The following is a 15,842-nucleotide window of genomic DNA, read 5'->3' as shown; positions in this document are numbered from 1 at the left end:
TCCCGGTCTTCGCCTTCACGTTCACAACGAGTTTTCTTGCGAGCCCTAGGGCCAGTGCCCCCGGTCGCGGGAATAGACGTTGTTACTGGAAAAGACGATGTCGTGACCGACGCACCCCTTCTCTCGGCACGGGATACCGTTGAGCCCCTTGCTGCCAGGCAAGGGGCTCAACGGCTCACACAGTCATCCGTAAGCGTGGAGTCCGTCCTCCCCCTCGTCCTCACACACTCCCGCCGGCATCTCAATCACCCGATCGAGTGCCTCCCCCACCTCAGTGCGAGTGCCCACTCGAAGCCGGCGCCGGAGCTGCGTTCTTGACCGTCAGCGGCAGCAACTTCTTGCCGGTCGGGCCGATTTGGATGGCCGTGTCCATCTGCGGGCAGACGCCGCAGTCGAAGCACGGGGTCCAGCGGCAGTCCTCGACCTCCGTCTCGTCGAGGGCGTCCTGCCAGTCCTCCCAGAGCCAGTCCTTGTCCAGGCCGGAGTCGAGGTGGTCCCAGGGCAGGACCTCCTCGTAGGTGCGCTCGCGGGTGGTGTACCAGTCGACGTCGACGCCGTAGGGTGCGAGCGCCTTGTCGGCGCAGGCCATCCAGCGGTCGTAGGAGAAGTGCTCGCGCCAGCCGTCGAAGCGGCCGCCGTCGTCGTACACCGCGCGGATGACCGCGCCGATGCGGCGGTCGCCGCGGGAGAGGAGGCCCTCGACGATGCCCGGCTTGCCGTCGTGGTAGCGGAAGCCGATCGAGCGGCCGTACTTCTTGTCGCCGCGGATCTTGTCGCGGAGCTTCGCGAGCCGGGCGTCCGTCTCCTCCGCGCTCAGCTGCGGGGCCCACTGGAAGGGGGTGTGGGGCTTGGGGACGAAACCGCCGATCGAGACCGTGCAGCGGATGTCGTTCGAGCCCGAGACCTCGCGGCCCTTCTGGATGACGCGCGTCGCCATGTCGGCGATCTGCAGGACGTCGTCGTCGGTCTCCGTGGGCAGGCCGCACATGAAGTACAGCTTCACCTGGCGCCAGCCGTTGCCGTAGGCCGTGGCGACCGTGCGGATCAGGTCGTCCTCGGAGACCATCTTGTTGATGACCTTGCGGATGCGCTCCGAACCGCCCTCGGGGGCGAAGGTGAGGCCCGAGCGGCGGCCGTTTCGGGTCAGCTCGTTCGCCAGGTCGATGTTGAAGGCGTCGACGCGGGTGGAGGGCAGCGAGAGGCCGATCTTGTCGTCCTCGTAGCGGTCGGCCAGGCCCTTGGCGATGTCGCCGATCTCCGAGTGGTCCGCGGAGGACAGGGACAGGAGGCCCACCTCCTCGAAGCCTGTTGCCTTGAGGCCCTTGTCGACCATTTCGCCGATGCCCGTGATCGAGCGCTCGCGGACCGGGCGGGTAATCATGCCGGCCTGGCAGAAGCGGCAGCCGCGGGTGCAGCCGCGGAAGATCTCCACCGACATGCGCTCGTGAACCGTCTCGGCCAGGGGGACCAGGGGCTGCTTGGGGTAGGGCCACTCGTCGAGGTCCATCACCGTGTGCTTGGACACGCGCCACGGAACGCCCGACCTGCTGGGGACGACTCGGGCGATGCGGCCGTCCGGGAGGTACTCGACGTCGTAGAACGCCGGGACATACACCCCGCCCGTCTTCGCCAGGCGGAACAGCACCTCCTCGCGGCCGCCGGGGCGGCCCTCGGCCTTCCACTCGCGGATGATCCGGGTCATGTCGAGCACGGCCTGCTCGCCGTCGCCGATGACCGCCGCGTCGATGAAGTCGGCGATCGGCTCGGGGTTGAAGGCGGCGTGGCCGCCCGCCAGGACGATCGGGTCGTCGTCCGTGCGCCCCCTGGACTCCAGGGGGATTCCGGCGAGGTCCAGGGCGGCGAGCATGTTCGTGTAGCCCAGCTCCGTGGAGAAGCTGAGGCCGAACACGTCGAATGCCTTCACCGGGCGGTGGCTGTCGACCGTGAACTGCGGGACGCCGTGCTCGCGCATCAGCGTCTCCATGTCCGGCCACACGCTGTAGGTGCGCTCGGCGAGGACGCCCTCCTGCTCGTTGAGGACCTCGTAGAGAATCTGGACGCCCTGGTTGGGCAGGCCGACCTCGTACGCGTCCGGGTACATGAGTGCCCAGCGGACTTCGCACTCGTCCCAGTCCTTGACGGTGGAGTTGAGCTCTCCGCCGACGTACTGGATGGGCTTCTGCACGTGCGGGAGCAGTGCTTCGAGCTGCGGGAACACCGACTCGGCGGCTTCGGCAGGCATCTCGCGAACCTTCGTGAGCTGACAGGGGTGACCATCAAGCCTAACCCGGCCGAGGACCTCCCCCGCACGCTCAGCCGGTCGCCCCGGACGTGATCTCCTTCCACAGGGCGGGCAGCTCCGCCTCCGCGCGTGCCGCCCGGGCCTCCTCGCGCCCGTACAGCACCCCGTACGTGAAGGCGCTCTCCCCTGCCGCGTGGGCCACCGAGGACAGCTCGCGCAGGGTCAGGCGGGTCATGACGCTGTCCTGGTGGTCGCCGAGGAGGGTGGTCAGGGACTTCATGTCCTTGGTCAGGGAGCGGGCCGGTCTGCCGAGGGCAGCGGTGGCCGCCTCGGCCGCGTACCGGGTGCGCTTGGCCTTCTTGCGGGCCTCGTGCACGGCGAGGTCGCGTTCCTCGCCGGGCGGGACGCCGATCGCCCGCTCGACCAGGGCGGACAGGGTCGCCAGGTCCTTGTCCATGGCCTTGGTGAGCACCTTCTGCGGCTTCTTCCCGGCGGCCTTGCGCAGCGGCGGGTCGGCGAGGAGGGCGTCCAGGGTGTCCAGCAGGGTCAGATAGCGGCGGGAGTCCAGTACGCCGGTCAGATGGGCATGTGCGCCGCCGCGGCGGGCCTCGGCCCAGGAGGCGAGTCGTTCGGGGACCGGTCCGGCGACCAGGTCGGACGGGAGGGCGTCCGTGGCGGCCGTCAGGCGTTCGGCCATCACCTCCTGGTCGCGGCCCACGCCCAGCTCGCCCGCGAGCCACTTCAGCTCGTCCGCGACGGGGTCGGTGGCGGCGCGGTCGAGGACGGAGCGGAAGCTGCGCAGGGTGCTGCGGGCGCGGCGGGTGGCGACCCGCATGCGGTGCACGGAGTCGGGCACGTCCCGGCGGACGGCGGGGTCGAGCTCGACCAGTACGTCCCGCTGGGCGCGCAGATAGGCGAGCACGTGGTCGCCGGCCGTCACCGGCGGCGCGGGCTTGTGCTTCCCGCGGCGCGGTCCTCCTGTCTGGTCCAGGGCCCGGGCGAGTTTCGACGGTGATTTCGAGGGGCGTACGCCCGCCCTGCGCAGCCGTTTGTCCACCAGGTCCAGGAAGGCGGGGTCGCCTTCGTCGGCCAGTTCCACCTCGATCTCGGTCCACTGCGCGGTCCCGCCTTTGCCGCCGAGCCGCTCGGCGGTCACGGCGTCGACGCTCGCCTCGGCCAGCAGGGTGCCGTCGGCGTCGACCAGGTGGCGCACGTCCCGGGCGGAGCGCAGCCGGACCAGTGGGACCAGCTCGGCGTCCCGGACCCGGGAGCGGACCAGGGCGGCGATCTCCTCCGGGACGGAGTCGGAGAGCGGGGCCCGGATCTCGTCCCGCACGCCCGGTTCGACCGGGAACTTCAGATGCCAGCCCGCGTCCGAGCCTCCGGTGCGGCGGCGCAGGGTCAGGGCGGCGGCGGTCAGGCGCTCGTCGGCGGTGTCGTAGTAGATGGCGTCGAGCTCCAGTAGGCCCTTGTCCAGGACGGCCGCCACTGGGCCGACGCCGGTCAGGTCGGGCAGCCCGCTGTCGTCGGACTCGTACTTGCGCTCGATCTCGCGTTTCGCATCCGCCATGGATCGAATCTAGTTGTCCGCGAGGCGGTGCGGCAGGGGCAGCGCCGGGTGAATGGCCGGAAAACTCCCGTGGTCCACCCGGCGAACGGCGCCCTGTCCAGCACCCGCCGGACCGCCGGAGGCCTACGCCGACATGGGTCTCTGGACCTTGATCGACTGCAGTAGTCCTATGGCCACCCAAACGGCGAACATCGACGAGCCGCCGTACGACACGAACGGCAGCGGCAGACCGGTGACCGGCATGATGCCGAGGGTCATGCCGATGTTCTCGAAGGACTGGAAGGCGAACCAGGCGACGATCCCGGCGGCCACGATCGTCCCGTACAGCTCGGTGGAGTCGCGGGCGATGCGGCAGGCCCGCCACAGCACCACGCCGAGCAGGAAGATGATGAGGCCGGCGCCGAGGAAGCCCAGCTCCTCCCCCGCGACCGTGAAGACGAAGTCGGTCTGCTGCTCGGGTACGAACTGGCCGGTGGTCTGCGAGCCGTGGAAGAGCCCGGCCCCGGTCAGGCCACCGGAGCCGATGGCGATCCGGGCCTGGTTGGTGTTGTAGCCGACGCCCGCCGGGTCCAGTCCCGGGTTGGCGAAGGCGGCGAACCGGTTGATCTGGTACTGGTCCAGGATGTGCAGCTGCCAGATGGCGACACAGCCGATCACACCCATGGTGAGCAGGCCGAAGACCCAGCGGTTGGAGGCGCCGGAGGCGAGCAGCACGCCCAGGATGATGGCCACCATGGCGAGCACCGAGCCGAGGTCCGGCATGAGCAGCAGGATCAGGCACGGTACGGCCGCGAGGCCCAGGGACTGCGCCACGGTCCGGTGGTCCGGGTACATCTTGTCGCCGGCGTCCACCCGGGCCGCGAGCATCATCGCCATGCCCACGATGATCGCGATCTTGAGGAACTCGGCGGGCTGCAGCGAGAAGCCGCCGATGACGAGCCAGTTGCGCTGGCCGTTGATGGTGGCGCCGAGCGGGGTGAGGACGGTCAGGGCCAGCAGCACCGACAGGCCGTAGAGGATCGGCACGGCGTTGCGCAGGGCGCGGTGGCCCAGCCAGAGCGTGGCGATCATCAGGGCGAACCCGATGCCGAGGTTGATCAGGTGGCGTTCCAGGAAGAAGTACGGGTCGCCCTGGTTGATCTCGGTGCGGTTGCGGGTCGCCGAGAACACCAGCGCGGACCCGATCAGGGACAGCGCGACGGCGGCCAGCAGTATCGGCCAGTCGAGCCTGCGGGCCAGCGAGTCACGGGCGAAGATCCTGGTCCAGCCGGCCCGCTCGGGGCCGTACCCGGAGACGGAGAAGCTGTTCGCGCCGGTCATGAGGGCATCCTCCGGCTTCCCCGCCCGGGGATCCTGCGTCCTCGCCTGCGGGTGTTGCGGTTGCCCGTGGTGGGCGAGGGCGAGGTGGCGGGCTGCTGGTCGCTGCCGTTGCTGGGGTTGTTCTGCTGGGAGGCCTCGGCGTCCTTCGCCGGGTCGCCGGCGACCGTCGGGGCCTCGATGGTGCCGTCCGTGCGGACCTTCGGCAGGCCCTTCTGCGGCTCCGGCAGCAGCGCCTTCTTGGTGTCGATGGAGCCGTCGCCCTGGACGCCGTAGAGCGCGCTGTAGATGTTGCGCACGGCCTCACCGGCGGAACCGGAACCCGTACCGGCCTGGGAGATCGTCATGATCACCGAGTAGTCCTTGGAGTACGTGGCCAGCCAGCCGGTGGTCTGCTTGCCGTAGACCTCGGCGGTACCGGTCTTGCCGTGCAGTGCGATCTTGCTCTGCGGCCAGCCGTTGAACTTCCACGCGGCCGTACCGCGGGTGATGACGCCCGCGAACGCGTCGTCCATGCCCTTGAGGGTGGCCTGGCTGACCGGGAGCTTGCGCTCCACCTTGGGCTTGATCTCCTGGACGCTCTTGCCGTCGGCGCTGATGACCGCCTTGCCGATGGTCGGGACGTACTCGGTGCCGCCGTTGGCGACGGCGCCGTAGATCATGGCCTCCTGGATCGGCGTGACGAGGGTGTCGCCCTGGCCGATGGAGTAGTTGATCTCGTCACCCTCGCGCATCTTGTTGCCTTCGAGGCAGTTCTCGTAGGCGATCTTCTCGACGTAGGAGCCGTCCTTCTTGCCGCTCTTGCACCAGGCGTCCTTGTTGGCCTTCCAGTAGTCGAGCTTCCACTGGCGGTCGGGGACGCGGCCGGTGACCTCGTTGGGCAGGTCGATGCCGGTCTCCTTGCCCAGGCCGAACTGGTGGGCGGTCTTGAAGAACCAGTCCTTGGGCTGGCCCTTCTTGGGGTTGATACCGCCGTCCTTCTTCCACTCCCGGTCGCCGAGGCCGTAGAAGACGGTGTCGCAGGAGACCTCCAGGGCGCGGCCGAGGGAGATCGGGCCGAAGTTCTCGCCCTCGAAGTTCTTGAAGACCTGGCCGCCGACCGAGTAGGAGCTGGTGCAGGGGTAGCCGCCGTCCCAGGGGTAGCCGGCCTGGACGGCGGCGGCCGTGGAGACCACCTTGAACGTCGAACCGGGGGCCGCCTGACCCTGGATGGCCCGGTTGAGCAGCGGGTAGTCGGAGTCCTTGCCGGTGAGGGCCTTGTAGTCCTTGGCGGAGATGCCGCCCACCCACACGTTCGGGTCGTAGGTCGGTGCCGAGGCCATCGCGACGATCCGGCCGGTCTTGGCCTCCATGACGACGACCGCTCCGGAGTCGGCCTTGAAGTTCTCGCCGGTGTTCTTGTCGAACTGCTGGCGGGCGGCCTTCATCGCCTTGTCCAGCTCGTACTCGGCGACGCGCTGGACGCGGGAGTCGATGCTGGTGACCAGGTTGGAGCCGGGCTCGGCGGCGTCCGACCTGGCCTTGCCGATGACCCGGCCGAGGTTGTCGACCTCGTAGCGGGTGACGCCGGCCTTGCCGCGCAACTCCTTGTCGTACTCCCGCTCCAGGCCGGAGCGGCCGACCATGTCGGAGCGCAGATAGGGCGAGTCGGTGCCCTTGGCCTTCTGGATCTCGGCGTCGGTGACGGGCGAGAGATAGCCGAGCACCTGCGCGGTGTTGGCGTTGCCCGGGCCCGGGTAGCGGCGCACGGCCTCGGGCTCGGCGGTGATGCCGGGGAAGTCCTCGGCGCGCTCACGGATCTGCAGGGCCTGCTTGGGCGTCGCCTGGTCGGTGATCGGGATCGGCTGGTACGGCGAGCCGTTCCAGCACGGTTTGGGGGTCTTGGCGTCGCACAGCCGGACCTTCTGGATGACGTCCGCGGGATTCACGCCGAGGACACCGGCGAGCTTGGTGAGGACCGCCTTGCCGTCGTCCTTCTGCTTGAGCAGGTCGGTGCGGGAGGCGGAGACGACCAGGCGGGTCTCGTTGTCCGCGAGGGCCACCCCGCGGGCGTCCAGGATGTCACCGCGCACGGCGGGGTCGACGACCTGCTGGACGTGGTTGCCGGACGCCTCCTTCTGGTACTGGGCGCCCTCGCGGATCTGCAGGTACCAGAGCCGGCCGCCGAGCGTGCCGAGCAGGGAGAGGACGAGGATCTGGATCACGACGAGCCGGATCTGGACCCGTGGGGTCCGGCCGGTCTCGGGGATGTTGGTCACTGCGGTTGCCTCCCCCTCTCAGTGCGCATGTGCGAGAACGCGTACGAATGATGAACGACCAGCCTCTGAACCCGCGTTCCACGAATGCTGACCCGTTCGAGTGAACTCCCCGGGCGTTTCGACCGCCTGACCCGCGCTCACAGCCGCTTGACCCCCTTGATCCGGCCGACCCGCGTGGAGCGGGTGCGGGCCTTGGCCTTCAGCGCGCCGAAGCCGCCGCGCTGGCTGCCGATGCGCAGGCCGGTGCCGGAGGAGAGCCAGCCGGCGGAGATGTCGCCGGCCTTGGCGGCGGGGCCGGACTCGGTCAGCGGATCGTTGTCCGCCCGGCGGGCCAGCCACATGATGCCCGGGACCACGAACGGGGCGAGCAGCAGGTCGTACAGGGCCGCCGAGAACAGCAGCCCGGGCAGGCCGACATGGCGGGCCGCGGTGTCGCCGACGAGCGCGCCGACGCCCGCGTACAGCAGCGTGGAGCCGATGGCGGCGGCCACCACGACGGCCATCGGGCCGGTCGCCGACTTCAGGCGGCCGTTGTCCGGCCTGATGAGCCCGGCGAAGTAGCCGGTGACGCACAGTACGAGGGCGTAGCGGCCGGCCGCGTGGTCGGCGGGCGGGGCCAGGTCGGCGAGCAGGCCGGCACCGAAGCCGACGAGGGCGCCACCCACATGGCCGTACACCATGGCGAGGCCGAGGACGGTGAGCAGCAGCAGGTCCGGGACGGCGCCCGGCAGATGCAGGCGGGCGAGGACGCTCACCTGGATCACCAGGGCCACGACGACCAGCGCGCTGGAGAGCAGGATCCGGTTGAGGCGCATGGAAGAGTCAGCTCCTAGTGCTGCTGGCCGGTCGTGTTGTTCGCGCCCGCCGAGGGGGTCACCGTGACGGTCACCGTCGGCGTCGGAACCGGCTTGGGCTGGGCCGGCAGGACCTCGTCGCGCGGGTCCTTCTTCGGGGCCTGGACGACCACGCCGACGATGTCGAGCTTGGTGAAGCCGACGTACGGGGTGACGTAGATCGTGCGGGTGAGGCCGCCGTTGGAGGGCTCGATGCGGGAGACCACGCCGACCGGCACGCCGGGCACGAACGGCCGGTCGGCCTCCGAGCCGAAGGTGACGAGCCGGTCGCCCTTCTTCACCTCCGCCTTGGCGTTGAGCAGTTCCACGCGCAGCGGGCGGTCGCCCTGCCCGGAGGCGAAGCCGAGTTCGTCGCTGCCCTCCATGCGGGTGCCGACGGTGAAGTCGGGGTCGTTGGCGAGCAGCACGGTGGAGGTGTCGGGGCCGACGGTGGTGACGCGGCCGACCAGGCCGTCGCCGTTGAGGACGGTCATGTCGCGCTTGATGCCGTCGTTGGCGCCGGCGTCGATGGTGATGGTCCAGGAGAAGCCCTGGGCCGCTCCTATGGCGATGACCTGGGCGCCCTTGATGCCGTACTGGCCCTCGCCGGCGATCTTCAGCATCTTGTCGAGCTGGTTCAGCCGGCTGCGGTTGCGGTCGTCGCTGCCGAGTTTCGCCTTGAGGGCCGCGTTCTCCGTCTCCAGCAGAGCGAGCCGGTCGTGCCGGTTGCCGGAGTCCCGGATCGCGGAGACGGCGTTGCTGACCGGATCGACCGCCGAGGACAGGCCGTTCTCGACGGGGCCGAACACCGCGGCCGCGGCCTGCCGGGCACCGTCGACCGGGGAGTTCCGGCCCCCGCGGATGTCGACCGTGATCAGCGCGAACGCGATGGCGATCAGCAGGACCAGAAGCAGCCGGCTCTCTTTCGTGTCCCTCACGTGCGGCGGCCGTGCCCTTCCTCAATAGGAATTCGGGAGCCCCTTTGCGGTGCGATGCGCGAAACGCAAACCCGAGGGGCCCATTTGGGGAGCTTATGCCTCTATATCAACGATCCGCCGCACGAGAGGAGAACGTCTCGTACGGCGGAATCGAAGAGCGACGTCATCTGCGCGGCTGGGCGTCCAGGACCTGCTGCAGCGCCTCGAACTCCTCGACGCACTTGCCGGAGCCGAGCGCCACGCTGTCCAGCGGGTCCTCGGCGATGTGGATCGGCATGCCGGTCTCCCGGCGCAGCCGCTCGTCGAGCCCGCGCAGCAGGGCTCCGCCGCCGGTCAGAACGATTCCTCGGTCCATGATGTCGCCGGACAGCTCCGGCGGGCACTTGTCGAGGGTCGTCTTGACCGCGTCGACGATCGCGTTGACCGGCTCCTCGATCGCCTTGCGGACCTCGGCGGCCGAGATGACGACGGTCTTCGGCAGCCCGGACACCAGGTCCCGGCCGCGGACTTCGGTGTGCTCGTCGGCGTCGAGGTCGTACGCCGAACCGATCGTGATCTTGATCTGCTCGGCCGTGCGCTCACCCAGCAGAAGGCTGTACTCCTTCTTGATGTACTGGATGATCGCGTTGTCCAGCTCGTCGCCCGCGACCCGGATGGACTGGGCGGTGACGATGCCGCCGAGCGAGATGACCGCGACCTCCGTCGTGCCGCCGCCGATGTCCACCACCATGTTGCCCGTGGCCTCGTGGACCGGCAGGCCGGAGCCGATGGCGGCCGCCATGGGCTCCTCGATGATGTGCACCTGGCGCGCACCCGCCTGGGAGGACGCCTCGATCACGGCGCGGCGCTCGACGCCCGTGATGCCCGAGGGCACACAGACGACGACCCGCGGCCGGGCGAGATACCGCCGCTTGTGGATCTTCAGGATGAAGTAGCGGAGCATCCGCTCGGTGATCTCGAAGTCGGCGATCACGCCGTCCTTCAGCGGGCGGACGGCCACGATGTTGCCCGGCGTCCGGCCGATCATCTTCTTCGCTTCGGCACCGACCGCGAGGATCCCACCCGTGTTGGTGTTGATCGCGACGACGGACGGCTCGTTGAGTACGATCCCGCGACCCCTGACGTACACCAGCGTGTTGGCGGTCCCGAGGTCGACAGCCATGTCACGGCCGATGAACGACATTGAGTTCCCCATCCGGATTCATCTGGCCTTCCCCAGCTTTTGAGGGCATATCAGGTCGGCGAGGCGGGTGCTGTGACGTGAAGGCCTCCATCGTAAACGCGCCTGCACGAACACTGCGCGAGGGTCTCCGCCATTGTCACCAGATGGCCGCCCGCCCCGCTTGTGGAGACGGTCCATCGGAGGCACGCGTTCCCCCGAACGGCAAGGCATATGCCAAGGGACGGCCGGAAATGTACGGCCGTCCCTGGTCAGGCGCCACCGAACAGAGCTGACGCCCACTCAGAAAAATTACCGAAAACTCAGCGGGAGCTCACGCCCGGCCCGGGAAGAAGATCTTCACCTCGCGCTCGGCCGACTCCTCGGAGTCGGAGGCGTGGATCAGGTTCTCGCGGACGATCACTCCGTAGTCGCCGCGGATGGAGCCCGGCGCGGCCGCGATCGGGTCGGTGGGGCCGGCGAGCGCGCGCACGCCCTCGATGACCCGCTCGCCCTCGACGATCAGCACGACGACCGGACCGGAGGACATGAACTCGACCAGCGGCTCGTAGAACGGCTTGCCGACGTGCTCGCCGTAGTGCTGCTCCAGCGTGGCACGGTCCAGGGTACGCAGCTCCAGCGCGGTGATCTGCCAGCCGGCCTTGCGCTCGATACGGCTGATGATCTCGCCGGTCAGGCCGCGACGGACGGCGTCGGGCTTGAGCAGGACGAGGGTGCGCTGGCTCACGGGTGGACTCCTTCTGAGGTCGTCTGCGGTGGTGGGACGAGGTTACAGGGCGTGTCGGGACCCCCGTTACGCAGCGTCAGGTGTAGACGAGCCGGACTCCGCCCGGGCGGCGAATGCGGCCTTCGCCTCGTCCACTTTTCTGCCGAAGTGCACCGACGCCCACCACAGCGCCGCGAACACCGCGCCCATGAAGTACATGGTCGGGACGAAGACGCCGGAGGCGATCAGCGCGAGCTGCAGGGCCCAGCCGAGGGCCACCCCGCCGGGCCGGGTCACCATGCCGCACAGCAGCACACACAGCAGCATGGCGATGCCGCTGACCAGCCAGACCGTGGACACGGACAGGCTCGGGTCCTTCATGGCGACGAGCCCGGCGAAGCCGATGACGAAGAACTCACCGATCAGTGTCGATGCACAGAGCGTACGCATCCGCGATCCTCAGCCCTTCCCCAGCAGCAGCCGGGCCTCGCCGACGGTGATGACGGAACCGGTGACGAGCACACCGCCGCCCGCGAACTCGCTCTCCTCCTCGGCCAGCGTGATCGCGGCCTCCAGGGCGTCCGGCAGCCGCGGCTCGACCTGCACCCGCTCCTCGCCGAACACCTCGACGGCGAGCGCGGCCAGCTCGTCCGCGTCCATGGCGCGGTGGCTGGAGTTCTGCGTGACGACGACCTCGGCGAAGATCGGCTCGAAGGCCTCCAGCAGGCCCCGTACGTTCTTGTCGCCGCTCGCGCCGACCACGCCGATCAGCCGGCTGAAGTCGAACGCCTCCTGCACCGCCTCGGCGGTCACCCGCGCGCCCGCCGGGTTGTGCGCGGCGTCCAGCACGATGGTCGGGGAGCGCCGTACGACCTCCATGCGGCCCGGCGAGGACACGGCGGCGAAGGCCCTGCGGACGGCGTCGATGTCCAGCGGCTCGGCGCGCTGGGCGCCGACACCGAAGAACGCCTCGACGGCGGCGAGCGCCACGGCCGCGTTGTGCGCCTGGTGGGCGCCGTACAGCGGGAGGTACACCTCGGGGTACTCGCCGCCGAGGCCGCGCAGGGTGAGCAGCTGCCCGCCGACGGCGACCTGCCGGGCGACGACCCCGAACTCCAGGCCCTCGCGGGCCACGGTGGCGTCCACCTCGACGGCCTTCTTCAGCAGCACCTGCGCCGCGTCGACCGGCTGCTGGGCCAGGATCACGGTCGCGTCCTGCTTGATGATCCCGCCCTTCTCGCCGGCGATCTCCGCGGGCGTCTCGCCGAGGCGGTCGGTGTGGTCCAGGTCGATCGGGGTGATCACGGCGACGTCACCGTCGATGACGTTGGTGGCGTCCCAGGAACCGCCCATGCCGACCTCGACGACGGCGACGTCCACGGGGGCGTCCGCGAAGGCGGCGTACGCCATGCCGGTCAGGACCTCGAAGAAGGACAGCCGGTACTCCTGCGACGCGTCCACCATCTCGACGTACGGCTTGATGTCCTGGTACGTCTCGATGAACCGCTCGGCGGAGACCGGGGCGCCGTCCAGGCTGATCCGCTCGGTGATCGACTGCACGTGAGGGCTGGTGTAGCGGCCGGTGCGCAGCTCGAAGGCGCCGAGCAGGGCCTCGATCATGCGGGCGGTGGAGGTCTTGCCGTTGGTGCCCGTGATGTGGATCGAGGGGTACGAGCGCTGGGGCTCGCCGAGGACGTCCATCAGCGCGGAGATGCGGCTGACCGAGGGCTCCAGCTTGGTCTCGCCCCAGCGGGTGGCCAGCTCGGCCTCGACCTCACGCAGGGCCTTGTCGACCTCCGGGTCCTCGGGCCGCGCGGGTACGTCGGCCTGCGGCGGGCCTCCCTGGGTGCGCAGGGTGCGGCTGCCGGCCTCGATGACCGCGAGGTCGGGGTCACGGGTGGTCTCGGCCTCGATGATCTCGTCGAAGTGGTCGAGGGGGTCGGGCTGGTCGGTGCCGTTCGGGTCGCTCACAGGGCCCAGTTTACGGAGCGGCACCGACAATGGATGCAGTGGCTTGGGACGCCCGCTGAAGCAGCGGCGGCGATGCCGTGCGGGCAAGCGAAGGCCCCCGGTACCTCGAACACACCGGGGGCTTTCACTCACGTGACGCGGCTCACGCCTGCGGCAGCTTCTCCAGCTGGGCGGTGATGCGGGCGATGTCCTCCTCGGCCTTGGCCAGGCGCGTGCGGATCTTGTCCACCACGTGGTCCGGAGCCTTGGCCAGGAAGGCCTCGTTGCCGAGCTTGGCGTTCGCCTGGGCCTTCTCCTTCTCGGCGGCGGCCAGGTCCTTGGCGAGGCGCTTGCGCTCGGCGGCCACGTCGATCGTGCCGGACAGGTCGAGCGCCACCTCGGCGCCGGCGACCGGCAGGGTGGCCGTGGCCGTGAAGGAGTCGCCCTCCGGCTGCAGGCGCAGGAGCTGGCGGATGGCGGCCTCGTGCGGGGCGAGGGCCGTACCGTCGAGCTCCAGGCGGGCCGGGACGCGCTGGCCCGGCTGCAGGCCCTGGTCGGCGCGGAAGCGGCGGACCTCGGTGATGACCGACTGGAGGCTCTCGATCTCCCGCTCGGCGGCCGTGTCGCGGAAGCCACTGTCCTTCGGCCAGTCGGCGATGACGAGCGACTCGCCGCCGGTGAGGGTCGTCCACAGGGTCTCCGTGACGAAGGGGACCACCGGGTGGAGCAGCCTGAGCGTGACGTCCAGGACCTCGCCCAGGACGCGCTTGCTGACCTCGGCCGGCTCGCCGCCCGCCAGGAAGACCGTCTTGGACAGCTCGACGTACCAGTCGAAGACCTCGTCCCACGCGAAGTGGAAGAGGGTGTCCGACAGCTTGGCGAACTGGAAGTCGTCGTAGTGGGCGTCGACTTCGGCCACGACCGAGTTCAGGCGGGAGAGGATCCAGCGGTCGGTCGCCGACATCTTCGCCGGCTCCGGCAGCGGGCCCTCCACCGTGGCGCCGTTCATCAGGGCGAAACGGGTGGCGTTCCAGATCTTGTTGGCGAAGTTGCGGGAGCCCTGGACCCAGTCCTCGCCGATCGGGACGTCGACGCCCGGGTTGGCGCCGCGGGCCAGCGTGAAGCGCAGGGCGTCGGAGCCGTACTTGTCCATCCAGTCCAGCGGGTTGACCGCGTTGCCGAAGGACTTCGACATCTTCTTGCCGAACTGGTCGCGGACCATGCCGTGCAGGGCGATGGTGTGGAACGGCGGGGTGCCGTCCATCGCGTAGAGGCCGAACATCATCATCCGGGCGACCCAGAAGAAGAGGATGTCGTAGCCGGTGACCAGGACGGAGTTCGGGTAGAACTTCGCGAGCGACTCGGTCTGTTCGGGCCAGCCGAGGGTCGAGAAGGGCCACAGGCCGGAGGAGAACCAGGTGTCGAGGACGTCGGTGTCCTGGTGCCAGCCCTCGCCGGTCGGCGCCTCGTCGTCGGGCCCGACGCACACGACTTCACCGTTCGGGCCGTACCAGACCGGAATCCGGTGACCCCACCACAACTGCCGCGAGATGCACCAGTCGTGGAGGTTGTCGACCCAGTCGAAGTACCGCTTCTCCATCTCCTGCGGGTGGATCCTGACGCGGCCGTCGCGGACGGCGTCGCCGGCGGCCTTCGCCAGCGGGCCGACCTTGACCCACCACTGCATGGACAGGCGCGGCTCGATGGTGGTCTTGCAGCGCGAGCAGTGGCCGACGGAGTGGACGTACGGCCGCTTCTCGGCGACGATCCGGCCCTCGGCGCGCAGTGCGGCGACGATGGCGGAGCGGGCCTCGAGCCGGTCCAGGCCCTGGAAGGGACCGTGGGCGGTGATGACGGCGTGCTCGTCCATGATCGTGATGGACGGCAGGTCGTGCCGCTGGCCGATCTCGAAGTCGTTCGGGTCGTGGGCCGGGGTGACCTTGACGGCGCCGGTGCCGAACTCGGGGTCGACGTGGGTGTCCGCGACGACCGGGATGGAACGGTCGGTCAGCGGGAGCCTGATGAGCTTGCCGACGAGGTGCCGGTAGCGCTCGTCGTCCGGGTGGACGGCGACCGCGGTGTCACCGAGCATCGTCTCGGCGCGGGTGGTGGCGACGACGATGGAGTCCTCCCCGTCGCCGTAGCGCATGGAGACCAGCTCGCCGTCGTCGTCCTGGTACTCGACCTCGATGTCCGAGATGGCCGTCAGACAGCGCGGGCACCAGTTGATGATGCGCTCGGCGCGGTAGATGAGCTCGTCGTCGTAGAGGCGCTTGAAGATGGTCTGGACGGCCTGGGAGAGGCCCTCGTCCATGGTGAACCGCTCACGGGACCACGCGACGCCGTCGCCGAGGCGGCGCATCTGGCCGCTGATCTGCCCGCCGGACTCGGCCTTCCACTGCCAGACGCGGTCGACGAACGCCTCACGCCCGAGGTCGTGCCGGGACTTGCCCTCCTTGCCCAGCTCCCGCTCGACGACGTTCTGCGTGGCGATGCCGGCGTGGTCCATGCCGGGCTGCCACAGCGTCTCGTAACCCTGCATGCGCTTACGACGGGTGAGGGCGTCGATGAGGGTGTGCTCGAAGGCGTGGCCCAGGTGCAGGCTGCCCGTGACGTTCGGCGGCGGGATGACGATCGTGAACGGCGGTTTGTCGCTCTTGGCGTCCGCCTCGAAGTAACCGCGCTCTACCCAGCGCTCGTACAGCGGCCCCTCTACATCGGCCGGCGCGTACTGGGTCGGCAGTTCGGTGTCGGGCGCGGGTGGCTGCTGCTGAGCGTTCTCGGTCACGGGGCTCAGTTTAGAGGTGTCACGGGGTGGTCCCGAAACACGTTTGTTCTGTAACGGTGC

General features: G+C 69.6%; 11 protein-coding genes. All 11 read right to left on the bottom strand.

Annotated features, from left to right (window positions below; translation table 11 throughout):
- Nucleotides 1-271 precede the first annotated feature (271 nt).
- Nucleotides 272-2,242, bottom strand: a complete 1,971-nt coding sequence (locus ABT288_RS32075) for a TIGR03960 family B12-binding radical SAM protein (RefSeq protein ID WP_351615179.1) — start codon at nt 2,240-2,242, stop codon at nt 272-274.
- 70 nt (nt 2,243-2,312) lie between these two features.
- The gene (locus ABT288_RS32070) at nt 2,313-3,812 is read right to left on the bottom strand and encodes a CYTH and CHAD domain-containing protein (RefSeq protein ID WP_351615176.1); all 1,500 of its coding nucleotides are present in this window, start codon (nt 3,810-3,812) and stop codon (nt 2,313-2,315) included.
- 123 nt (nt 3,813-3,935) lie between these two features.
- The gene (gene rodA / locus ABT288_RS32065) at nt 3,936-5,132 is read right to left on the bottom strand and encodes a rod shape-determining protein RodA (RefSeq protein ID WP_351615173.1); all 1,197 of its coding nucleotides are present in this window, start codon (nt 5,130-5,132) and stop codon (nt 3,936-3,938) included.
- Nucleotides 5,129-7,387 carry a penicillin-binding protein 2 gene (gene mrdA, locus ABT288_RS32060; protein ID WP_351615170.1) on the bottom strand — a complete coding sequence of 753 codons (2,259 nt, stop codon included), beginning with the start codon at nt 7,385-7,387 and terminating at the stop codon, nt 5,129-5,131. Before mrdA ends, rodA begins: the two co-directional genes overlap by 4 nt.
- 137 nt (nt 7,388-7,524) lie before the next feature.
- Nucleotides 7,525-8,202: a rod shape-determining protein MreD gene (mreD, locus tag ABT288_RS32055; protein WP_351615167.1), complete on the bottom strand. Its 678-nt coding sequence runs from the start codon at nt 8,200-8,202 to the stop codon at nt 7,525-7,527.
- A gap of 14 nt (nt 8,203-8,216) precedes the next feature.
- Complete coding sequence (gene mreC, locus ABT288_RS32050; RefSeq protein ID WP_351615164.1) at nt 8,217-9,158, bottom strand: rod shape-determining protein MreC; 942 nt, start codon at nt 9,156-9,158, stop codon at nt 8,217-8,219.
- A 163-nt stretch (nt 9,159-9,321) separates the two neighbouring features.
- Entirely contained in the window at nt 9,322-10,341 is a 1,020-nt protein-coding gene (locus ABT288_RS32045) for a rod shape-determining protein (protein WP_031158632.1), read from the bottom strand.
- Between the two features lie 310 nt (nt 10,342-10,651).
- Nucleotides 10,652-11,065 carry a nucleoside-diphosphate kinase gene (gene ndk / locus ABT288_RS32040; protein ID WP_351615161.1) on the bottom strand — a complete coding sequence of 138 codons (414 nt, stop codon included), beginning with the start codon at nt 11,063-11,065 and terminating at the stop codon, nt 10,652-10,654.
- Nucleotides 11,066-11,131: 66 nt separating this feature from the next.
- Complete coding sequence (locus ABT288_RS32035; RefSeq protein WP_351615158.1) at nt 11,132-11,494, bottom strand: DUF4233 domain-containing protein; 363 nt, start codon at nt 11,492-11,494, stop codon at nt 11,132-11,134.
- Between the two features lie 9 nt (nt 11,495-11,503).
- A complete protein-coding gene (gene folC, locus ABT288_RS32030) occupies nt 11,504-13,015 on the bottom strand; it encodes a bifunctional tetrahydrofolate synthase/dihydrofolate synthase (RefSeq protein ID WP_351615155.1) in 1,512 nt (503 codons plus the stop codon).
- Nucleotides 13,016-13,157: 142 nt separating this feature from the next.
- Nucleotides 13,158-15,782 (bottom strand): valine--tRNA ligase, encoded by a 2,625-nt coding sequence (locus ABT288_RS32025; protein WP_351615152.1) that lies wholly within the window; start codon nt 15,780-15,782, stop codon nt 13,158-13,160.
- Between the last annotated feature and the right edge of the window lie 60 nt (nt 15,783-15,842).

The organism is Streptomyces sp. NPDC001093 (assembly GCF_040298985.1).
In the GTDB taxonomy this organism is placed as follows: domain Bacteria; phylum Actinomycetota; class Actinomycetes; order Streptomycetales; family Streptomycetaceae; genus Streptomyces.
This window is presented reverse-complemented; position numbering and strand designations above follow the sequence as displayed.